Source organism: Streptosporangium nanhuense (assembly GCF_059358815.1).
Map to the genome: position 1 here is coordinate 347,802 of NZ_JCADBG010000001.1, position 21,861 is coordinate 369,662.

Consider the following 21,861-nt stretch of genomic DNA (forward strand, 5'->3'; position numbering starts at 1 on the left):
TCGGTGACTTCGGCCAACAGAACCCGCGCAATATCCCGGCGGGATTTGGCGATCACCTCATTCGATGACTCAAACGGCCGTGCGGCTCGCGCGGTGGCGGCGGACCGCGTCGCGGTTGGCGCACCGCTGGGAGCAGTAGCGCTGCCGTCCGGTGCGGGAGGTGTCGGCGAAGATCGTGGCGCATTCGGTCACGGCGCATCGCCGGAGCCGGTGCATGCCCCGCCCCACCAGGTGCAGCGCGGTGCCCACGGAGATGAGGGAGAAGAGCACGGAGCCGAGCGGCTGCCGGTCGTCGCGATAGTGCAGGTGCCAGCCGCTGTCCGCGTGGTCGGTCAGTCGCGGGTAGGCGGCGGACTCCGCCAGCATGCGGTTGACCAGCTCGGCGCGCTCGCGCTCGTCGGTGGCGTCGACGACCTTCTCCCACGCCTCCAGCACGGCGTGGACGCGGTCCAGGTCCTGCGAGGTGACCGGGTGCTCCAGCGCGAGCCCGGCGGCACGGCAGCGATCCGCGAGTTCCCCGGCGGTCGCCGGGGGCCGGTTCGCCAGGTCCGCGGCCAGGTTCACCGCGTCCTCGCCGTAAGGGTTGAGGTGCATAAGACCATTACATCACCCTGGTTCGCATGACACACCACACCGATGTGCGGCAGGCGTCGGAGGATGACGTCGCGGAACTCGTACGCCTGCGGGCGTTGCTGTTCGGGGACCTCGGCGGCGACTTCTTCAACCCCTCGTCGGCGGGCGACGGCTGGCGGGAGGCCCTCGCCGCGGTTCTGAAGGCGAAGCTGGCGGAGAAGGACGCGCGGATCCTGGTCGTTGACGGCGACGGCGGTCTCGCCGCCTGCGGCATCGGCACCGTCGAGCAGTGGTTTCCCGGCCCGCACTCACCGAACGGCCGGATCGGGCACGTGATCGGCGTGGTCACCGATCCGGCGCACCGACGGCGTGGCCACAGCCGCGCGATCATGCGGGGCCTGCTCGACTGGTTCCGGGAACGTGAGGCCGTCCGGGTGGACCTGTACGCCTCCCGCGAGGGCGAGCCGCTCTACCGGGAACTCGGCTTCTTCGACCACCCCGACCCCGCGCTGTGCTGGCGCCCGTGACAGGTGTCCGGTTGTACGGGGTGATGGGCCGCGCGCCTGTGCCGAACGCCCGGCCGTACCGGGTGATCGGTTGCGCACTTATGACGAACGCCCGGCCGCACCGGGCGGTCGGCCGTGCGGCCGTGACCGTGGCCGGTCTGGCGGCGCGTTGTCCGGGGCCAGGAGCCGGATGAGCGGTGGCGGGTCCGCGCACCGCACGTGGCGGTACCGGTGGGTCGTCCTCGGTGTCGCCACCTTCACCCAGGCCGCGTCCGGCTTCTTCGTGCAGGGCATCGGGGCGATGGGCGTCCACCTGCAACGTGATCTGAGCCTGAACACGGCTCAGCTGGGTCTCCTGCTCTCGGCGGCCCAGCTGGTTCCCCTGGCCGGGTTGCTGGTGGCGGGGGAGTTGCTGGACCGCTACGACGAGCGCTGGGTCGTCGGGGCGGGCGCGTGTGTCGTCGCCGTGGGCCTGGGGGTGGGAAGCCTGGCGCCGGGATACGCGTCCCTGCTCCTCGTCCTGCTGGTCGTCGGTGCGGGGTACAGCACCGTCCAGCCCGGCGGCAGCAAGTCGGTGGCGTCCTGGTTCGACGCGTCCCAGCGGGGGCTGGCGATGGGGATCCGCCAGGCGGGCCTGCCGCTGGGCGGCGTGTTCGCCGCGGCCGTGCTTCCCGTCCTCGCCGCCGCCCTCGGCTGGCGGGTGACGCTCGTGGCCGGTGCGCTCGTCGCGCTGCTGGGAGCTGTCACCTTCATGTGCCTCTACCGTCGGCCACCCGCCCACGGCCCTCCCCGGGACAGTGCTCCTCGCGACCCGGAGCACGACCCGGAGCCGCGCGCCTCGCTCGCGTCGTGGTTCGGGGTCCGGCTGCGGATGCTCCGTGAACCGTCCATGAGGAGGATCATCTGGTCCGGGACGAGCCTGGTCTCGGTGCACAGCGGCGTGGGCGTCCTGACCGTGCTGTATCTCCACGAGACGACGGCCGTCGAGGCGGGTCCGGCGGCCCTCGTCCTGGTGGCGGTCCAGGGTGCGGGCGCCGCCGGTCGCGTCTGTCTGGCGGCCTGGAGCGACCGCAGCGGGTCCGGGCGCTACATCTGTGTCCTGACCTGCATGGTCGCCGCGATCGTGGGGATGTCGGCGCTGATGACCCCGATAGGGCGTTCGCCGGTGGCGGCCTGCGTGTTGTTCGTCTGGCTCGGGTTCTTCGGGATCGGCTGGTACGGCCCGTGGGTCGCCTACGTGGCCGAATCGGCGCCACCGGGCAGGACGGGGTTCGCCCTCGGCCTGGCCATGGCCGTCAACCAGGTCGCCGTCGTCCTGGCGCCGCCCGCTCTCGGCCTGCTCAAGGATCTGACCGGCAGCTTCGTACCGGCCTGGGGCCTGCTCTCCGTGATCACCGCCGCCGCCCTGGCGGTCACGGCCCGCGGGGAACGCCGGAGTCGCCCCCCGGCCGCTTGACGCGCCGGGCGACGGCGCGGGCGAACCGGGGGAGGAGGCCGGGGAGAATGGGGGTACGCGGCAGGGGGAGGGCAGGGACGTAAAGGAATCGCCCGGCGTGGCCGGAACCTTCGCGGTGCCGGGCGCGTACAGGTGATCATCTGACGCAGGCGACGAACAACAGGAGGCTGAGAACCGTGCCGATCTCCCGCCGGACAGGATGCCGGACAGGATGGGGCCTGGCCCTGCTGAGCGCGGCGCTGGTCGCCTGCTCCTCCACCGGGACCACGGAGGCCATCGGGTCCGCCGACTCCGGATCCGTCCCTCCCGCCGCCTCGCCCACGGCCTCGCGGGCGGAACCTACCGGGGAAACGGGTACGGAGGCCGCCCCGAAGGTCCGCTTCACCGAGTTCGCGCAGCTCGACATGCCGGTGGCGATGGCGATGCGCAAGGACGATCCGACGCTCTACATCGCCGAGCAGACGGGACGGCTGCGCGCGGTGAGGGACGGGAAGGTCGCCGAGGCGCCCGTCGTCGACCTCTCCAAGGAGATCAGCACGGGCAACGAGCAGGGGCTGCTCGGGGTGGCCTTCCACCCGGAAGAGAACTTCCTGTACCTCAACTGGACCGACCGCGAGGGGCACACGCACATCACCGAGTGGGCCTTCTCCGGAGGGAAGGCGACCGGCCGCAGGGACGTGCTGACCCAGCGGCAGCCGTACGCCAACCACAACGGCGGGCAGCTCGCCTTCGGGCCCGACGGCCACCTCTACATCGCCTTCGGCGACGGCGGCAGCGGGGGAGACCCGCAGGGCAACGGCCAGAAGCTGGACACCTGGCTCGGCAAGATCCTCAGGATCGACCCGCGCGGCACCCCGTACGAGGTTCCCCGCGACAACCCGTTCGTCGGCAGGCAGGGTGCCAAGCCGGAGATCTGGTCGTACGGCCTGCGCAACCCCTGGCGGTTCACCTTCGACGCGAAGACCGGCGACATGTGGATCGGCGACGTCGGCCAGAACGCCTGGGAGGAGGTCGACTTCGAGCCGAAGGGCGAGGGGGGCCGCAACTACGGCTGGAACCGCAGGGAGGGCTCCCACCCCTTCGAGGGCGGCGACGGCGACGGCACGGTGGACCCGGTCATCGAGTATCCGCTGGGCGAGGGCGGCAACTGCTCGGTCATCGCCGGATACGTCTACCGGGGTGAGAAGATCCCCGGCCTGGAGGGGCGGTTCGTCTACGGCGACTTCTGCGCGGGCTGGGTCAAGGCCGCGCCCCCCGGCGGGAAGGGGCGGGGCGACGACCTCGGCACGGTGGAGCAGCTGTCGTCCTTCGGCCAGGACCACGAGGGCGAGTTGTACGCGCTGAGCCTGTCGGGTCCCGTCTACCGGGTCGAGGCCGCCCCGTGATCCCCTCCGCCTTCGGGCGGGACCACGAAGGCGAGTCGTTCGCGCTGAGCCTGTCGAGTCCCGTCCACCGGGTCGAGGCCCGGTGATCCCCTCCGCGCGCCGGTGGGCGCCGGTGGGCGCCGCTCCTCCAGTCCCAACGTTCGAAGAACGATTGGTGATTGTTCGGTAAGCGGATGGGAGGGCTGACCGGCCATCGGCGAGTGGGCGAATACAACAGGCTCTGGGGACATGTCGTTTGTGTGCTGAGCGTCGTGTTCTATGGCCTGAACCGTCGCTATGGGAGCCCTAAATGGCTAGAAAATATATGTTTTATATCTTTCTCGCGGTGATAACCGGGGGCAGCCCGATGCTCGGCCTCGCGGGCGCGGCGACGGCGCGGACCGGCCCTCCGTCGCTGGAGGTCGCTCCCGGGTCGGCGCCCTACCCGCCGTCGTTCATTCTCCTCACCGCCGCGGAGGACGCCGACGAGGACGCCAGGGACATCGCCAGGCAGGCCGACGACCTCGCCGACGAGGCCGCGGACATCGCCGAGTCCTGCGCGGATGCCGTGGGCGAGAGCTGCATCGAGATCAACACCCGCAACGACAGCCGCAACGTCCTCAGGAACAAGAACACCGACGCGGCCAGTGTGCTCGTTCCCCTCCCGACCCCCAGCCCGACGGTCACCCTGGCCGCCGCGAGGCTCGCCCACGGCGCGTCGGCCGGGGCCGGGCAGGGCCTCTCCCAGGCCGGTGAGGCCGCGAGCGGAGCCCTCGTCGGCCGGGCCAGGCGCGCCGCCGGCGAGGCGAGGCGCATCGTGAGTGAGGCCGGGCGCATCGCGGGCGGGGCCAGGGACATCGTCGGCCTCGCCGCGGGCGTCGACTCCGAGGCCGAAAGGGTGGCCTCCGGCGCGGCCGCGGTGGCCGACGGCGCGGGGAAGAAGGCCCTGGACGCGCAGAGGGTCGCGGACGGTGTCGTGGGAGTGCTCGAAGGCCGCCGCGGCGGCGGGAACGACAACGGCGACAACGGCGACAACGGCGGCGACGGCGGCGACGACGGTGACGGCGGGACCGAGTCCGCCGGCTACGACTGCGGCGGCGGGCGCTCGTGCGAGGCCGGTGAGAGCCTCCCGTTCACGGGAGTGCCCGCCGGGACGGTCGTCGGGCTGGGCGGCGGCCTGCTGGCCGTGGGAGCCGGATTGCTGATGTTCGCGCGGCGCCGCCGATCCACCAGTGCGAAGTAGGTCGTCCGGAGGGAGGACCCGCCGGGTCGTCCTGTCGCTCTGCGTCGTCCTCGCCGTCCTGGTGGCCGCCACGGGCTGGACGGTTCACCTGGGGCTGCGGGTGCGCGACCACCTGACGGCGGCCGGGGGCGCGCTGACCCGGCTGGGCCCGTCGATGAGCGCGGGTGCCTCCGCCACCGTGGCGCAGGCACTCGCGGACGCCCGGTCGCACGCGGCCGAGGCGCGGCGGCTCACCGAGGGACCGGACTGGTGGGTGATCTCCCACGCCCCGGTCGCGGGAGCCGCCGCGACGACCGTGCGCGGCCTCGCCCAGGCCGCCGCCGAACTGACCGACGTGCTCGCGGGCGCGCGGAGCGCGGTACTCCCGCTGGCGGCGGTCGCCTCACGCTCCCCGGGCGGCGTGCGGGAACGGCTGGCCGCGCTCGACGCCGCCGCGCCGGTCCTGGACGACGCGGCCACCCGTTTCACGCGGGCGGACGCGCTCCTGCGGGACACCCCGGCCGAGACCGGCCTGGCCGCGCTCGACGCCGCGAGGCGCACCGCGCTGGAACAGATCGCGCGGCTGGGCGGCCTGCTCCGCACCGCGGCGGACACCGCCGCGATCCTGCCCGCGATGCTCGGCGGCGACGGCCTCCGCCGCTACTTCCTGGCCTTCCAGACCAACGCCGAGGCGCGGGGCACCGGGGGGCTGGTGGGGGCCTTCGGCATCCTGAGGGCCGACCGGGGCCGCATCGCCGTCGAACGGCTGTCCGCCGACACCGGCCTGTTCACGAGTCCCGTCCCCGTCGCCGACCACGGCCGGGAGTTCCTGCGGCGCTACGGCCCGGGGGCGACCAGGATGCTGTCCGTCTCCAACCTCTCCCCGCACTTCCCGTACGCCGCCGCCACCTGGGCCGGGTTGTGGGAACGGCGGGCCGGCACGCGGGTCGACGGCGCCGTGGCCGTCGACCCGGCCGGGCTGGCCCACCTGCTCCGGCTGATCGGCCCGGTCACCCTGCCCGGCGGGGAGAAGGTGACCGGGGGAAACGTCGTCGACCTCACCGAGCGGGCGGCCTACGCCCGCTACCCCGATCCGACGGCGCGCAAGCGCTTCCTGCTGGAGATCGCCGCCGCCGTCGGCGAGGCGCTGCCCAGGTCCCTGGCCGACCCCGCGGGGCTGCTGCCCGTGATGGGCCGCATGGTGGGCGAGCGGCGGATCCAGGTCTGGAGCCGCCACGGCGCGGAACAGCGGATCCTGGCCCGCGCCCCCATCGGCGGCGTGCTGCCGTCACGGCCGGGGCCGTTCGCGGGACTGGTGGTCAACAACTCCGCCGGCGGCAAGCTCGACTACTACCTCGACCGCTCCCTCGACTACGAGCTCGGCCCCTGCCGGGACGGCCTGCGCCCCTCGACGGTGCGGATCAGGCTCGGCAACGACGTCCCCCGGGGGAGCCTGCCCTCCTACGTCACCGGCCGGCTCGACCTTCCCCCGCGGCGGCACGCGCCCGGCTCCAACCGGCTGTGGGTGTCGCTGTACGGCGGGCTCGGCGGCCGGATGAGCGAGGCCCGGCTCGACGGTGAGCGGACGGCCGTCCTGCGGGGGACCGAACGCTCCCATCCCGTCTACTCGGTGATGCTGGAACTCGCCCCCGGGCAGTCGAGGTCCCTGGAGTTCGACCTCACCGAGGTCGCCTCGAAGGAGCCGCCGCTGGTCCCCGTGCAGCCGCTCGTCCGGCAGCAGCGGACCCGCGTCACCGAGGACCCGCGCGGTTGCGCACTCTGATGGGAACGAATGCCTTCCGTACGATCTGTCGCGTGCGTCGGTATAAGTGGGCAAAGAGCGGTGTGCCGCGGGCGGTGGTGCTCGGGAGCCGATCTACCCTCTCGTCATGAGGGCCTCACCGGAGCATGCCGGGATCGCGCGGAGCCCCGCACCGGAACGAGACAGGGCGGTCGCCGGGAACGGGGGGACCGGGCTCGCCTCGCCCGGGCACGAGGGCTGCGGATCGCGCTGCTGGAGGGACGTGTGGAAGACGCCGGCGCCCCGGGCGGGCGTCCGCTTCCGCATCCTGTTCGTGTGCACGGGCAACATCTGCCGCTCCCCGCTCGCCGAGCGGCTGACCCGCTCGGAGCTCGGGCCGTGCCCGGCGCTCCAGGTGACCAGCGCGGGCACCCACGCCCGGCCGGGTCTGGAGATGGACCGGCGCGCCATGCGGACGCTGGTGCGGCTCGGCGGGGATCCCGCGGGCTTCGGGTCCCGCCTCCTCGTCGCCGGGCTGGTGGCCGAGGCGGACCTGGTGCTGACGGCCGCCGCCGCGCACCGGGCGCATGCGGTGGCCCTGCATCTCGCGGCGGCCGGCCGGACCTTCACCATCGCCGAGTTCGGCACGCTGGTGCGGGCCGTGCCGCCCGAGAGGATCACCCGGCATCGCGATCCCGTGCAGCGGGCCCGCGCCCTGGTCGACGAGGCGCGGGCGCTGCGCGGGCTGGTGCGGGTGGACGAGCTCGACATCGCCGACCCCTACCGGGGTTCCCGGCTGGCCTACCGGGCGGCCGGGCGGAGCATCGCGGAAGCGCTAGACGTCCCGTTCCGGCTGCTCAGACACCCACGGGATGCTTGACCGCCGGCTTGGACTTCTTGGACTTCTTGGACTCCTTGGATTCCTTGGACTCGTACCCGTATCCGTAGCCGTACCCGTAGCCGAAGTACGTGCTGTCCTTGAGCGGGAAGAAGTTCAGGACGGTCCCCACCACGCGGGCGTTGACCGACGCCAGCAGCTCCGTGGCGCGCGCCATGTGCTCCCGCCGGGTCTTGCCGTGACGGCTGACGAGGAGAACGCCGTCGCAGAGCGCGCCGAGCGTCGCGGCGTCGGTCACCGGCAGCAGCGGCGGCGCGTCGATGATCACCATGTCGTACGTCTCGGTCAGATGTGCCAGCACCTCGCGCATCCCGCCGGAGCCGAGCAGCTCGCTCGGGTTCGGCGGGATCTGCCCGCTCGGCAGGACCGACATGCCCGGCTCACCCCAGATCTGGATGACCTCCTTCAGCTCCGCCCTGCTGATGAGCACGTCCGTCAGGCCCGTCGTCCCCTCGATGCCGAGGTAGTTGGGGATGGTCGGGCGGCGCAGGTCGCCGTCCACCAGCATGATCCGCCATCCGGCCTGGGCCAGGGTTATCGCCAGGTTGGCGGAGACCGAGGACTTTCCCTCGCCGGGCAGGCAGCTGGTGACCACGAGCGACTTCGGCTGCCGGTCGACGCCGATGAACTGCAGGTTGGTGCGGAGCGTGCGGAACGCCTCGGACCTGGACGACCGGCCCTGGTTGCGCACGATCAGGGGATGGCGCCGCGCGTCCCGCTCGTAGCCGATGACCCCCAGGGTCGAGCTGCCCGACGCCTGCTGCAGGGTCTCCGTCGACTTGACGGTGGTGTCCAGGCGGTCACGGACGACGATGACGGCCATGGCCAGGATCACCGCGATCAGCAGGGCCATCACCAGGTTGACCACCGGCCTGGGACTGATCGGTGTCGTGGGCGTCTCCGCCCGGTCCACCAGCGTGACCTTCACGATGGGGCGGCTGGAGGGGGTGGGCCGCTCGATCTGGTCGATGAGCTCGGCGAAGCGCTCGCCCAGGGAGTTGGCCAGGCCGGCCGCGCGCGCGGGGTCGGGATCGCCGACCGTGGCGCGCAGCAGCACGGTGCCGGGGACGGCCTCCGCGGTGATGTTCGCCTGCACGCGCTCCACGTCGTCGTCCCCGGTGATCTGGGCGACCACCCGCCGGCTGGAGAGAAGGGTCGCGTACGAGTGCACCCGCTGCGCCGACAGCATCCCCGCCTGGTAGGCGGTGGACAGGCTCCCCTCCCTGTCGTGGCCCGAGACCAGCATGGAGATCGTCGCGACGTACTTCGGCGGCGTGCCGGCCGTGACGGCGGCCGACGCGCCCACCGCCAGGACCAGCGCCAGCAGGATGAACAGCCAGTTCCTGCGCGCGAGCCGCGTGTAGTAGAGGAGTTCCATGTCAGTGCCGCCTTTCGCGGATCTTCGGGAGGGGGCCGGGGGAGGGGGACGGCGCGCGCACGCCCGCCTCCCGCAGCAGGTAGATGAGGGCGACGGCGATCGCGCAGGCCGCGGCCGTCGCGACGAGCGGGGAGACCCGGCCCAGGACCATCGCCAGGCAGAGGGCGCCGGAGATCGCCGCGATCGCGCCGAGCGCCGCCGCGACCGCGCGGGTTCCCAGGCCGGCCCGCCGCAGCCGGTGGGACACGTGGTCGGTGCCGCCCTGCAACGGTGAGCGGCCCGCCAGCAGGCGTGAGGCGAAGACCACGCAGGTGTCGAGGGTCGCCAGGAAGGTCGGCAGGAACAATCCGGCGACCGTCGCGTCCGGAGTGCGCCCGCCGGACAGGACGGCCGCCGAGCAGGCCAGCGTGAATCCGATGAACAGCGATCCCGAGTCGCCCATGAACACTCTCGCGGGCTCCCAGTTGTACGGCAGGAACCCCAGGCAGGCGCAGGTGAGCGCGCACAGGAGCACCGCGAGCGCGAGGTGGCCCTGCGTCAGGGCCGTGGCCGCCAGGAGGGCGGCGGTGACGGCGGTGACGGTCCCCAGCGCGCCGTCCATGTTGTCCAGCAGGTTGAAGGAGTTCGTCATCACGACGATCCACGCCACCGTGAGGACGCCGTCCAGCCACGTGCCGGTCACGGTCGCCTGGACGCCGGAGAGCACCACCCCGATCGCCACCGCGGTCTCCACGGCCAGCCTGGTGGCCGCGCGCAGCGGGGCGATGTCGTCGATCAGGCCGAGGACGGACACCGCGGCGGCGGCGAGGAGGATCGCGGTGATCTGCAGGTCGGCGAGGCCGAGGGCGACCAGGGCGGGCACGACGGTGCCCGTCACGATCGCGATGCCGCCGATGTACGGGGTCGAGCGGGCGTGCACCTTGTGCCCGCCGGGGTCGTCGGTGAGATTCCAGCGGAACGCGAGCCGCCTCAGCGGCACGACGGCCGTGGCGCTGAGCGCGCAGGCCGCTCCCGAGACGAGGGCGATGGTCCCGCTCACGGGGTGGACGCCGCCGGCTCCCCGGAGGCCTCCCTGATGATCTCGGTGAGGATCTCGTCGAGGCTCCGCCGCGGGACCCAGCCGGTGAGCGCGCTGAGCTTCGCGGTGTCGGGAACCCTGCGGGTCATGTCCTCGAACCCCCGCTCGTAGGCCTCGGAGTAGGGGATGAGCTCGATCCCGGAGGTGGACCCGGTGAACTCGACGATGAGCTTCGCCAGCTCCATGATGCTCACCTCGTCGCCGGAACCGATGTTGAAGGTCTCGCCGACCGCCGCGTCCTCGTCGAGCAGCCTGAGCAGCGCGTCGACGACGTCCGCGACGTGCGCGAAGCAGCGGGTCTGGGTCCCGTCGCCGAACACGGTCAGCGGCACGGCCGAGAGCGCCTGCCGGACGAGGCTCGGGATGACCATGCCGTAGCTCGGGCTCTGCCGCGGGCCCACCGTGTTGAACAGCCGGACGATGATCGTCGGCAGGCCGCGCTCCTTGTGGTAGGCGTTGGCGAGGATCTCGTCGACGGCCTTCGCGGTGCTGTAGGCCCAGCGGACCACGGCTGGGCTGCCGAGGATGCGGTCGGCGTCCTCGCGCAGCGCGCCCGAGGAGTTCTTGCCGTAGATCTCGCTCGTGCTGGTGATCAGGATCTTCTTCCGGTACCGGTGCGCGGCCTCGATGACGATCTCCGAACCCCGGATGTTGGTCGTCAGGGAGCGCAGCGGCTGCTCGACGATCAGCTTGACGCCGACCGCGGCCGCCAGGTGGACGACGACGTCGCACCGGTGGACCAGCTCGTCGACCATGAGCTCGTCCAGGACCGAACCGTGCACGAAGCGCAGGTTCGGGTGCGGACGGAGGTTCTCCAGCCGTCCCGTCGAGAGGTTGTCCAGGACGACGACGGAGTCGTCGCGGGCGAGCAGGGCGTCGGCCAGGTGCGAGCCGATGAATCCGCTGCCGCCCGTTATCAGATAGCTGGTGGGTGGTGTACTGCTCACGGGCTTCTCCTCATCATGCGCTTGGAGAGATCTCTGTCGTCGGCGGGAGACGGCCGCTCACGCCTGCATGCCGGCCACCGCCTCGACGCTCGCGGCCCGCGCCTTCTCGAACCAGGCCACCGTCGTGCGGAGCCCGTCCTCCAGGGAGACGGGCCGCGCCCCGGGGAACAGCTCGCGCAGCAGGCGGGCGGAGGCCTGGGACTCCCGGACGTCGCCCCTGCGCGGCGGCAGGGAGACCGGCTCCACCACCCGGCCGATGATCTCGGAGAGCACGTCCATCAGGTGCCGCAGGGAGACACGGGTGCCGAAGGCCAGGTTCACCGGCTTCGCGCTCGTCACCCGGCGGGCGGCCGCGTCGGCGAGGACGCCGGTCACCGACTCCACGTAGGTGAAGTCCCGCGCCTGGCCGCCGTCGCCGTACAGCGGGACCGGCTCGCCCCGCAGCGCCGCGGAGACGAACGCCGGGATCACCGCCGCGTACGCGTGCCCGGCGCTCTGCAGCGGCCCGTAGACGTTGAAGAAGCGGAACGGCAGGACCGGCAGGCCGTAGCTGTGCGCGTAGGCCAGCGCGTAGGCCTCCGCGGCGAGCTTGCCGGCCCCGTACGGGCTGAGCGGCCTGGTGGGCAGGTCCTCGTGCTTGCGGGGTTCGGGACGGTCGCCGTACACCGAGGAGGAGGAGGCGAGGATCACGTGCGGCCTGCTCGCGCGGCACGCCTCCAGCACGTGCAGGGTGCCGGTCGCGTTGACGGCGTGCGAGGCCAGCGGGTCGGCCAGCGACCGGGGCACCGACGGCCTCGCGGCGAGGTGGATCACGTGCGTGGCGCAGGCCACCAGGCCCGTCAGCAGGTCCCGGTCCAGGATGCTGCCGATCACGACGTCGGCCTCGACGCCGTCGAGGTTGGCGAGACTCCCGCTGCTCAGGTCGTCCAGCACCGTGATGTTCCCGACATCGGGCCTGGCCGCCAGCGCCCGGCAGGTGTGCGCGCCGATGAAGCCCGCGCCGCCCGTCACCAGTACCCTCATCGGCTGTTCCCCCGCGCGAGCAGGTGCCGGCCGCGCGTCTCGCACAGCGACCGGTAGAGGCTCTCGGTGTCGGAGACGAGGCGGTCCAGGGTGAACGCGTACGTCGTCCAGTCACGGGCCGCGCCGCCCATCCGGCGGGCGAGGCCGGGATCGGACAGCAGGCGGACGGTGTGCGCCGCCAGCTCGTCCGGGTCGAGGCCCGACAGCAGGCCGGTGTGCCCGTCCCTGACGACCTCGGAGACGCTTCCCACCCGGGTGGAGACCACGGGGGTGCCCGCCATGCCCGCCTCGACGAGCGTGAGCGGGGTGCCCTCGTTGTCCGAGGTGAGCAGGACCACGTCGGCGGCGGCGTAGACCGTCTCCACGTCCCTGCGCCAGCCGAGCAGGTGGAAGGAGTCGCGGACGGTCTCGGCGTCGCGTTCGACCTGCCGCCCGAGCTCGCCGCCGCCGCACACGACGAAGTGGCAGCCGGGGATGCGGCCGAGCACCGCGTGGGCCACGGCGACGAACCGGTCCGGCCGTTTCACCTGGGTGAGGCGGCCCACGTACGCCACCACGGGCGCGTCCTGCGGGAGTCCCAGCGCCGCGCGGGCCGCGCGGCGATCGGGGGCCGGTCCCGGCCGGACCCCGGGCGGGATGACGACGTACTGCTCGGGACGGCCGATCCCCGCCCGGAGTAACTCGTCCCTGACCCTGGCCCCCACGGTCACCAGCCGGTCCGACATGGAGGCGAGGATCCGTTCCGAGCCCACGTACAGGCCGCGTCTGACCGGTGAGAAGTAGCCGTGCAGCAGGTGGCCGTGGAAGACGTGCACCCGGGCCGAGCCGACGCGCGACAGCCGGGCGGCCACCCGCCCCAGGGCGCCGGCCTTGGCCGTGCGGGTGTGGACGATGTGGGGACGGAAGGCCCGCATGGCGCTGACCAGCCAGAACAGGGCGCGGTAGTCGTCGCCGGCGTCGACGGGGCGACCGAGACCGGGCACCCGGTGCACCGGTTCCCGCACGTCGTGCAGGAGCAGGTGGTCGCCCTCGTGGCCGTCGACGTGGCCGGTGTAGAGGCGGTGGTCGAACTCCTCGCGGTTCAGCCGCTCGTGCAGCCCCGAGACCTGGGTCGCTGGACCGCCGACGTTCATCCGCGCGATGATCTCCATGACACGAATCCGGCCGTCTGGCTTCATAGGGGCTCCTTGGGGACAGGCCTGGCTCACGTCGGAGAAACTAGTTCTCCGCCAGATCCGTCCGCCGACACCATCACGGTGGTGGCGCGAGGTTTTCCCTACTCCCTACCTAAACGTGATTCAGCCCGGACAGCTGGGTCTTACCAGCTCTTTCTCCTTTGCCTGCGGATACCTTGAAATTCTCAGGACGGATCGGGAAAGGACGCGGCCGGAGCCGGGCGGCCCGCGCCGGAGAACGCCGAGATCACGGAACGCACGTCGGAGAGCCGGGGCAGCAGCTCCCGTGCCCCGGTCGCGGTCCTCCTGGCGAACCAGGTGATCTCGGCCGCCGCCATGGCGGTGTAGGCGGTGCTCGCCGCCAGGGCGGCGCCGGTGGCCCCCCACCGGGGGATGAGCAGGGCGTTCAGGGCCAGGTTCGCCGCGAGGGCGCCGGAGGCGACGGCCGCCATGGTCATCGGGCGGCGCAGCCGTACCAGATACTGCTCGACCGGCCGGAGCAGCGACAGGGCGACCATGCCGGGGGCCAGGAGGAGTATCGGCGTCACGCTGCCGGTGAACGCGGGACCGTAGAGCAGGGGGACGAGGAGGGGGGAGGCGATCGACAGCGCGCACACGAAGACGGACGACAGCAGCAGGTTGAGCCGGAGGACGCGGACGCTGACGTCCCTGGCGTCGCGCTCGTCCTCGACCGCCTGGCGGGGGAGCGCGACCTGCGTCACCGCGTCGGCGGGCACCCGCGAGAAGGTCAGGAACGCCGCCCCGACGGTGTACAGGCCCACCTCGGAGGGGGAGACGAGGGCGCCCAGCAGGAAGACGTCGGCGGTCAGCAGGAGGTGGAACGCCGCCAGCCCGATGTGGTACCGGCACGACAGGGTGAGCTGCCGGCGGGCGAGTGCCGGGTCCACCCGCATGGCGCGCAGGCCGAGCGGTCGCGGGAGCAGCCAGAAGGGCGCGCTCACGGCGGCCGTCCAGCAGACGATCACCGCGGTGACGGTGAGGTGTCCCGTCGCCGCGAGCGCCAGGATCGGCAGGTTCAGGATGAGCGCGGACGCGACGACCCCCCGGTTGACCAGGTCGGTGCGAAAACGCAGCAACGCGATCCCGTTGAGGTTGACCGCCGCGACGCCGAACGGCACCGCGAGCAGGGCGATGGCGAGCAGGTGAGGCGAGGGGATCGGGACGAACGCGGTCACGACCGTCAGGGTGACCGCGGCGGAGGCGAGCCCGAGGACCAGCCCGAGGACGAGGCCGTTGCCCGCCAGGGCGCGGTGTCGCGAGGGGTCCCGCCACAGCGCGATCTGTGACCTCACGATCGACAGGTTGCCCAGGACGACCGCGATCCCGCCGGTGGTCGCGAGCATCGCGTAGACGCCCCGGCCCTCGGGCTGCAGGGTGCGCGCGATGAGGACGCCCGTCACCGCCGCCAGGGTCAGCCGCAGGAGGTGGCTGGCCATCGTCTGGGCGGTCTGGGCGAGGGCCGCGCTCCTGTTCGGGGCCCAGGGCGTCTTCAGGGCCCTGGGCCTCTTCAGGGCCCTGGGCATCCGATCTCCGCCATGACGGGGCCACCCGGGACGGCGTGCGCCCGGTGCCAGAGCTCGAACTGCAGCAGCGCCCACAGCCGGTCGCCGTGGTCGGCCCCGTCGGCGTGCTGCCGGAGCAGGTCCCTGACCATCTCCTGCCGGAACAGCCCCCTGCCGCGGGCGGCGCCGTCGGTGAGCACGTCGTGGGAGAGTTCCCGCAGCTCACCTCTGAGCCAGGTGGCGAGCGGCACGCCGAACCCCCGCTTGGGGCGGTTCTGGAGCCGGCCCGGCAACCAGGGGGCGACCGCCCGCCGCAGCAGCAGCTTGGTCCGCCGGTCGCGGACCTTCAGCGGGTCGGGGAGCCCCGCCGCCCACTCCATCAGGTGGTGGTCCAGGAACGGCGAGCGGGCCTCCATCGAGTTGGCCATCGTGGTGATGTCGACCTTGACCAGCAGGTCGTACGGCAGGTAGGTGGTCGTGTCGACGTCCAGGACGCGGCCGAGGGCGGTCGCCGCGGACGAGTCCCGGAAGGTCTCCTCCAGCAGCCCGTGACTGTCCACCCCCGCCAGCCGCTCGCGGAGCGCGGGGCTGTAGAGCTCGGCCTTCTGCTCGGCCGTGAAGCAGGACATCAGGCCCGCGTAGCGCCGCGACGGGTGCTCCGCGGCGAACCGCATGACGCGGCCGAGCGTCCGCAGCGGCGACCCGTACCCGCTGCGCTCGGTGATGAGGGCGCCGGCGCGGGCGGACGCCGCCGCCAGGGCGCGGGGCAGGGCCGGGATCCGGCCGGCCTGGTTCATCAGGGCGTAGCGCTGGTAGCCGCCGAAACACTCGTCGCCCCCGTCGCCGTTGAGCACGACGGTGACGTGCCGCCGGCTCAGCCGCGCCACGTGGAAGCCGGGGACGGCCGAGGAGTCGGCGAACGGCTCGTCGAAGTGCCAGGCGAGCAGGGGCAGCACGCCGAGGAGGTCGGCCGTCACGACGAGTTCGTGGTGGTCGGTGCAGTAGCGCTCGGCGACCAGCCGGGCCTCGGCACGCTCGTCGTAGCGGTCGTCCTCGAAGCCGACGCAGAACGTCTTGACCCGGTCGCGGCTCTGCATGGCCATGGCCGCCACCACGGCCGACGAGTCGATGCCGCCCGAGAGGAACGCCCCGATGGGACGCTCGCTCACCATGCGGATCCGGGTCGACTCCAGGATCAGCTCGCGCAGGCGTTCCTCCTCCTCCCGCTCGTCCTTCACCACTCGCGGGGTGCGGTCCAGCTCCCAGTAGCGGTGCGTGGTGACCCGCCCCCGCTCCCAGACCAGCACGTGGCCCGGGGGCAGCTTGTGCACGCCCTGGTAGATCGACCACGGCGCGGGGACGTAGCGGTAGGTGAGGTAGTGGTGCAGCGCCACGGGGTCGATCTCGCGGCGCATGCCGGGATCGCGGGCCAGGGACTTCAGCTCCGAGCCGAACCAGATCGAGGTGTGGTCGGACCTCCAGTACAGCGGCTTCTTCCCGACGCGGTCCCGGGCCAGGACCAGCCGCCGCCGGTCGCGGTCCCAGACGGCGAAGGCGAACATCCCCCGCAGCCGGTGCACCATGTCGACGCCGTACTCCTCGTAGAGGTGGGCGAGGCACTCGGAGTCGCCCGCGGAGCGCAGGCGGTGGCCCCTGCCCGCCAGGTCCCGGCGCAGCTCGGCGAAGTTGTAGATCTCGCCGTTGAAGACCGACACGACCCGCTCGCCCTCGCCGTAGACGGGCTGGTCGCCGGTCGCCACATCGATGATCGCCAGCCTGCGCATGCCGAGCGCCGCGTGCTCGTCCTCGTGGAAGCCGGAGCCGTCGGGGCCCCGGTGCGCGATCACCTCGCACATGCGGCGGACGAGTTCGGGATCGGGACGCGACATCGACGCCATTCCGGCTATCCCGCACATCGGGCCCTCCATTGCTTGCCGGTGCCCGAGACCCGCGACGCCGCGACCCGCGGCGCCCGCGACCCGTGACTCCCCTGCCTCGTGCCTTCGTGACGAGCGGGGACGTCCGGCGTCCCGTCGTTACCGCGATCTTGCTGAGAGTAACCGACCCCGGCCGCCCGAGGGCGGTTGGCGCGGGGGGCGTGTCGCGGCGAACTCCAACCGCGGGTAAGGATCACGAAGATCATTGCTCGCGGGCGAGCCGCCGGACGTCTTCCGGTGGCATGACGTGCGAGCTTGTGAGCGAACGCGGCGAACGGCATGACTTCGTGCTCGTCGTGGGCGCCCGGCGCGCACGCCTGCTCGCCCGCCCGGCGGACGCCCGTGGCGGGACGCCGGGAGCCGGCCGCGACGTCGCGCGGCCCTTCACTCCTCTCGCTGAACGGGTGGTCGGATGACCTTTGCGGAAGACACGACGGCCGACACGGGTGCCGGTGTCCTCCGGCACCCCGCGCTGTGCTGTCCACGGTGCGGTGGTTCGCTCCACGACGAGACCGAGCCGCGTGGCGTTGGTTCGTCGCGTGACGGGGCCGGGCCGCACGGTGGTTCGCTCCGTGACGAGGCCGAGCCGCGTGGCGTTGGTTCGCTCCGTGACGAGGCCGGGCCGCACGGGGGCGGGCTGCGCTGTGCCGGGTGCGGGGCGGGGTATCCCGTCGACGACGGGATCCCGCGGTTCGTTCCCCGGGACGGCTACGCCGACGGATTCGGGTTCCAGTGGAACAGGCACCGGCTGACGCAGCTCGACTCGTACGTCGGCATGCCGATCTCACATGATCGGCTGATGACGGGGAGCGGCTGGTCCGCGGACGGGCTGCGGGGCCGGAGCGTGCTCGAATGCGGCAGCGGAGCGGGACGCTTCACCGAGGTGCTGTGCGAGACGGGCGCCCTCGTGACCTCCTTCGACATCTCCAGCGCGGTCCACGCCAACGCCGCCTCGAACGGCCGTTTCCCCAACCTGAGACTCGTCCAGGCGAGCGTCTACGAGCTGCCGTTCCCCGAGGAGTCCTTCGACTTCCTGCTCTGCCTCGGAGTCGTCCAGCACACCCCGGACGTGGAACGGACGTTCAAGACGCTGTTCCGCTACCTGAGACCGGGGGGCCGTTTCTGTGTCGACGTCTACGCGGCGGTGATCGCCTACCCCCACCTGCGGCAGCTGATCCGTCCCTTCACCAGGCGGATGCCTCCCGCGAGGCTCTACACCCTCGTTGATAGGGCGGTGCCGCGCCTGCTGCCGCTGTCCATGGCGCTCAGCGCCGTCCCGGGCGTGGGACAGGGGCTCGCGCGGCTGGTACCGGTGGCCAACCACCGGCATCTCGGCCTGGGGGACGAGGAGACGATGCGGAACTGGTCGGTGCTGGACACGTTCGACTGGCTGGCCGCGCGGTACGAGAAACCCCAGCCCCGGCGGCGCATCAGGCGCTGGACCGAGGACCTGGCCCTGAGCGACGTCTCGATCGAGAGACGGCGCGGGATGTACGTGATCCGCGGCGTCAAATGACCGGCCGGCCGGGGAGGCCGCGGGCTCCGGGGGGCCCTTCCCGCCGTGTCCGGCGAATTCCTCCGGAGGGTTCCGCGGGCACGCCGGTCGTGTGGCGGGCCCATGGCGCATGACCTCGATGCGTTTCTAAGGTGATCTCATTTATGGAGTATTTTCTCGTCTTCTTGATGGCGGTATTTCTGGTTTTTCTCACCTACGCCAGTCTGGGGATGGAACAGGCGAACCGGGTGATCCCGGTGCTGCTCCTCGCCTTCACCGCCCGCCTGGTCGTGCACGTCCTGGTGATGCAGCCCCGCCTCATCGAGTACGGCGGCGACAACCGCGTCTATCTGGCCAGGGCCATGGAGGTCGCCGCGTACTGGAGGTACGAGGGTTTCCGGTTCGTCTCCTCCGACCAGATCCCCTCCCTCTACTCCATGGAGGTGCCGTGCAACCTCTTCGGAGTCATCGTCTACCTGTGCGACGGGCCGGCCACGCTGGCCTGCACGGCGGTCCTGGCCACCCTGTCCTGCGGGCTGTGCATCGTCATGTACCGGTTCGCGCGGATCGTCGGGGCCGACGAGCGGGCGGCGTTCCGGCTGCTGGTCGTGGTCGCCTTCCTGCCCGCCCTCCTGCTCCACACGTCCGACACGTTCAAGGACGGCATCAACGCGTTCCTCGTCGTCGCCTGCCTGTGGCTCGTGGTCTCCAACGTGCGGCGCTTCGACGTGCGGAAGCTGGCCGTCGTGATCCCGCTGCTGTGGGCGCTCTGGCATGTGCGGCCGTACATGGTGCTCATGTGCGCGCTGCCCCTGGTGTTCGGGCTCTCCCCGGTGAGGCGCAAGCTGTCCGTCCGCTCCCTGGTCGTGTCGACCCTGGTGCTGATCCCCGTCCTGGTGTTCATCGCGCAGGCGGACGGCGGGGCGTCCTTCACGGTGCTGCAGGAGCAACTGGACCAGGGCCAGTCGGAGATGGTCCGCAGGTCCAGCGCGGAGGGCGGCTCCGGCGTGCTGTTCGAGGACGGCGGCGACGCGTGGGGCGCGCTCGTGCCGAAACTGTTCTACACGCTCCTGGCCCCGTTCCCCTGGACGTCGGGCAGCATGGCGCTGCAGCTCGGGAAGGTGGACACGCTTCTGTGGTACTACCTTCTCTACAGCGCGCTGCGCGGGGCTCACCGGCTGTGGGAGCGGAACCGGGCGATGCTGTTCGCCCTCGTGCTGTTCGTCGTCCCGGGCACGATCGCCTACGCGACGACCATGTCGAACATCGGCCTGATCTTCCGCCAGCGAATGCCGATCATGCTGGTCGTCAGCGTGCTCGCCGCGGTCGCGTGGACCGAGGCCGGGCGCGGGAGGCGGCCTCGCCCCTGGCCGTCCGGGCAGGCGCCGCGTCCCGCCGTCGCGTCCCAGCCCATCGCCGGATCCCGGGCGGCGCGGTGACCCCGCCGCCTCGACCAGGAAGGACGCGATGAGGGATCTTCGCGTGTGCGAGGTCGTCAAGACCCTCGACATCGGGGGCGTCGAGGTGCTCCTCGTCGAGCGGCTGCGGCGCGCTCCCAGGGTGAACAAGGAGTACACGGTCGTGTGCCTCCAGGCGTCGACCGGGGAGCTGGTGGAAGAGCTGCGGGCCTCGGGGATCACGGTCGTCGACCTCAGCTCGAACGCCCGCCCGCTGGCCTACGCCCACCTCGTCAGAACGGTCCGGCGGCTCGCTCCCGACGTGCTCAACGTGCACTCGCCGACCCCCGCCGCGGTGCTCTGGCCGTTCGCCCGGATCACCCCCCGGCGGCCGGTCCTGGTGTCGACGGTCCACTACTGCAGGCGGCCGGCCACCGCCCGTCTCGGCCGCCTGACGGCGGCGGTCAACCTGCTCCTCGACTACCTCGTCCGCAGGCTCGACGACCGGACGGTCGCGGTCTCGTCACAGGTGGCACGCTCCCCCTCCGTCCGGGGAGCACGCCGCCTGCTGACCCGCGTGCACGGCGTGGACGTCGTCGGGCAGCGTTCCTGGGCGATGCGCGCGGACATCGTCAGGCGCCGGTTCGACGTGCCGGAAGAGGCGTTCCTGGTGGTCTGCGTCGCCAACTTCCGGCCCGAGAAGAACCACGCGCTGCTGGTCAGGGCCGCCGCCGAGGTCCTCCTCGCACGGCCGGACGCGCTCTTCCTGCTGGCCGGGGACGGGCCGCTGCGGGAAGGAGTCGTCCGCGAGACGGAGCGGCGCGGGCTGGCGGGCCGGGTACGCGTCCTGGGGCCGGTGGGGCAGGCGAGGAGGCTGGTGGCGGCGGCCGACCTGCTGGTCCTGAGCTCGCACTACGAGGGGCTTCCGGTGGTCGTCATGGAGGCGCTCGCGGCCGGGGTGCCGGTGGTGTCCACCGAGGTCGGGGGGATACCGGAACTGGTCTCCTCGGGCTGGAACGGGATCCTGACCGAGCCGGAGTCGCCGGAGGCCCTGGCCGTGGGGATCCTCAAGGCGATGGAGCCGTCCATGCATCGCCGGCTGCGGTCCGGGGCCGCCGCCAGCTCGGAGGGCGTCGAGATCGCGGGGACGGCCGAATGGTTCGAGCACCTCTACGAGGAACTGGCGGGGGCGCGGCGCGCCTGAGGCCCAGGCGCGCCCGCCGGGTGTGCCGCCGCCGGCGTGGGGCTCAGACGCGGTATCCGAAGTCGTGAAGACGCCCGGCGAGGGAACGGTCGAGCAGCGCGAGCTGCGACGGGGCGAGGTCGTGCCGGAAGGCCTCGCGCCGCGCGGAGGAGAAGACGTGGCGCGCGAAGCTCCGCTCGAACCCGGGTGTCCAGGCGAGCCCGAGGAAGTCGAGGATCACGTCCGTCTGCTTGCGCGGATCGGCGAGCAGATCCTCGTAGCGCACCTGCAGCCACAGGTCCGGCGGGACGGCGGCCCGCGCCACCTCGGTGGCGTCCATCAGCAGCTTCCAGCCTATTCCGGCCAGATGGACCTGCGAGCGTCCCGCCTCCTCCCACTCCCCGGAGTAGACCTCGGGCAGGGGGCCGAAGTGCCACCCCGGTGCTCCGAGGTGCCCGCGCCACCACGGCATCTGCAGCCACGAGTTGGCCACGGCGCGCCCGTCGCGCACGATGTGCACGAAGCGCGCCTCGGGAAACACCTCGTGCAGGAACGCCGCGCGGGGCCACCCGGTGAACTTGTGGACGTAGCGCCCGACCCGTTGCGCGGCGGCCCGGCTCCCGAAGAAGGTCCTCAGCCGCTCTTCCAGCCAGGGGGTGACGTCGGCGGCCGAGAGGTCCTGGAAGGAGTCGACGATCAGCGGCGAGACCTCACGCCTCAGCGCGCGGTGGGCCTCGCACGGGCGCAACCGTTTCTCCGGGAAACGCAACGGCGCCCGGCGGTAGATCTGCCCGCCGATCCGCTTCGCCGAATCCGGCACCCGGGGGAACCGGTCGTCCAGATTGGTGACGAATCCCACGCCGGGATGGCCGGTGAGCACCTCGTGAAGGAGTGTGGAGCCGCAACGACCGCTGCCGACGAGAAAATCGAGCATTTTCTTCCCCGCTCCGAGTGGTGTCGAAAAA

The 21,861-nt window shown here is 72.2% G+C and carries 18 protein-coding genes; 9 read left to right on the forward strand and 9 right to left on the reverse strand.

Annotated elements, in window-relative coordinates; genetic code table 11:
• Positions 1-69 precede the first annotated feature (69 nt).
• Positions 70-594, reverse strand: a complete 525-nt coding sequence (locus AC5L38_RS01475; protein ID WP_495240894.1) for a CGNR zinc finger domain-containing protein — start codon at positions 592-594, stop codon at positions 70-72.
• A 26-nt stretch (positions 595-620) separates the two neighbouring features.
• On the opposite strand from AC5L38_RS01475, the gene AC5L38_RS01480 reads away from it, so the two are divergent.
• The 6 genes from AC5L38_RS01480 to AC5L38_RS01505 all read left to right on the forward strand — a co-directional run bounded on the left by AC5L38_RS01480 (position 621) and on the right by AC5L38_RS01505 (position 7,742).
• Positions 621-1,100, forward strand: coding sequence for a GNAT family N-acetyltransferase (locus AC5L38_RS01480; RefSeq protein ID WP_495240895.1), 480 nt, complete (start codon positions 621-623; stop codon positions 1,098-1,100).
• A gap of 169 nt (positions 1,101-1,269) precedes the next feature.
• A complete protein-coding gene (locus AC5L38_RS01485; RefSeq protein ID WP_495240896.1) occupies positions 1,270-2,535 on the forward strand; it encodes an MFS transporter in 1,266 nt (421 codons plus the stop codon).
• 176 nt (positions 2,536-2,711) lie between these two features.
• Positions 2,712-3,920 carry a PQQ-dependent sugar dehydrogenase gene (locus AC5L38_RS01490; protein ID WP_495240897.1) on the forward strand — a complete coding sequence of 403 codons (1,209 nt, stop codon included), beginning with the start codon at positions 2,712-2,714 and terminating at the stop codon, positions 3,918-3,920.
• Between the two features lie 325 nt (positions 3,921-4,245).
• Positions 4,246-5,142 (forward strand): hypothetical protein, encoded by an 897-nt coding sequence (locus tag AC5L38_RS01495; RefSeq protein WP_495240898.1) that lies wholly within the window; start codon positions 4,246-4,248, stop codon positions 5,140-5,142.
• On the forward strand, positions 5,132-6,904 hold the full coding sequence (locus AC5L38_RS01500; protein ID WP_495240899.1) for a DUF4012 domain-containing protein: 1,773 nt from the start codon (positions 5,132-5,134) through the stop codon (positions 6,902-6,904). Before AC5L38_RS01495 ends, AC5L38_RS01500 begins: the two co-directional genes overlap by 11 nt.
• A 106-nt stretch (positions 6,905-7,010) precedes the next feature.
• The gene (locus tag AC5L38_RS01505) at positions 7,011-7,742 is read left to right on the forward strand and encodes an arsenate-mycothiol transferase ArsC (protein ID WP_495240900.1); all 732 of its coding nucleotides are present in this window, start codon (positions 7,011-7,013) and stop codon (positions 7,740-7,742) included.
• Here the strand turns inward: AC5L38_RS01505 and AC5L38_RS01510 are convergent.
• The 7 genes from AC5L38_RS01510 to asnB form a co-directional block, all read right to left on the reverse strand.
• Positions 7,720-9,138, reverse strand: a complete 1,419-nt coding sequence (locus tag AC5L38_RS01510; RefSeq protein WP_495240901.1) for a tyrosine-protein kinase domain-containing protein — start codon at positions 9,136-9,138, stop codon at positions 7,720-7,722. The two genes, AC5L38_RS01505 and AC5L38_RS01510, sit on opposite strands and share 23 nt — an antisense overlap.
• Before the next feature lies 1 nt (position 9,139).
• Positions 9,140-10,177 carry an MraY family glycosyltransferase gene (locus AC5L38_RS01515; RefSeq protein WP_495240902.1) on the reverse strand — a complete coding sequence of 346 codons (1,038 nt, stop codon included), beginning with the start codon at positions 10,175-10,177 and terminating at the stop codon, positions 9,140-9,142.
• Entirely contained in the window at positions 10,174-11,163 is a 990-nt protein-coding gene (locus AC5L38_RS01520; protein WP_495240903.1) for an NAD-dependent epimerase/dehydratase family protein, read from the reverse strand. The genes AC5L38_RS01515 and AC5L38_RS01520 overlap by 4 nt, the downstream gene beginning before the upstream one ends.
• Before the next feature lie 57 nt (positions 11,164-11,220).
• A complete protein-coding gene (locus tag AC5L38_RS01525) occupies positions 11,221-12,186 on the reverse strand; it encodes an NAD-dependent epimerase/dehydratase family protein (RefSeq protein ID WP_495240904.1) in 966 nt (321 codons plus the stop codon).
• Entirely contained in the window at positions 12,183-13,364 is a 1,182-nt protein-coding gene (locus AC5L38_RS01530; protein ID WP_495240905.1) for a glycosyltransferase, read from the reverse strand. The genes AC5L38_RS01525 and AC5L38_RS01530 overlap by 4 nt, the downstream gene beginning before the upstream one ends.
• Before the next feature lie 182 nt (positions 13,365-13,546).
• Positions 13,547-14,905, reverse strand: coding sequence for a lipopolysaccharide biosynthesis protein (locus tag AC5L38_RS01535; RefSeq protein ID WP_495240906.1), 1,359 nt, complete (start codon positions 14,903-14,905; stop codon positions 13,547-13,549).
• Positions 14,890-16,812 (reverse strand): asparagine synthase (glutamine-hydrolyzing), encoded by a 1,923-nt coding sequence (gene asnB, locus AC5L38_RS01540; RefSeq protein WP_495240907.1) that lies wholly within the window; start codon positions 16,810-16,812, stop codon positions 14,890-14,892. Before asnB ends, AC5L38_RS01535 begins: the two co-directional genes overlap by 16 nt.
• A gap of 421 nt (positions 16,813-17,233) precedes the next feature.
• On the opposite strand from asnB, the gene AC5L38_RS01545 reads away from it, so the two are divergent.
• From AC5L38_RS01545 to AC5L38_RS01555, 3 genes are all read left to right on the forward strand, one after another.
• On the forward strand, positions 17,234-18,337 hold the full coding sequence (locus AC5L38_RS01545) for a methyltransferase domain-containing protein (RefSeq protein ID WP_495240908.1): 1,104 nt from the start codon (positions 17,234-17,236) through the stop codon (positions 18,335-18,337).
• Between the two features lie 167 nt (positions 18,338-18,504).
• Positions 18,505-19,755, forward strand: coding sequence for a hypothetical protein (locus tag AC5L38_RS01550; RefSeq protein ID WP_495240909.1), 1,251 nt, complete (start codon positions 18,505-18,507; stop codon positions 19,753-19,755).
• 28 nt (positions 19,756-19,783) lie between these two features.
• A complete protein-coding gene (locus tag AC5L38_RS01555) occupies positions 19,784-20,917 on the forward strand; it encodes a glycosyltransferase (RefSeq protein ID WP_495240910.1) in 1,134 nt (377 codons plus the stop codon).
• A gap of 43 nt (positions 20,918-20,960) precedes the next feature.
• Here the strand turns inward: AC5L38_RS01555 and AC5L38_RS01560 are convergent, their stop codons facing one another.
• Entirely contained in the window at positions 20,961-21,830 is an 870-nt protein-coding gene (locus AC5L38_RS01560; protein WP_495240911.1) for a sulfotransferase family protein, read from the reverse strand.
• Positions 21,831-21,861: the final 31 nt, after the last annotated feature.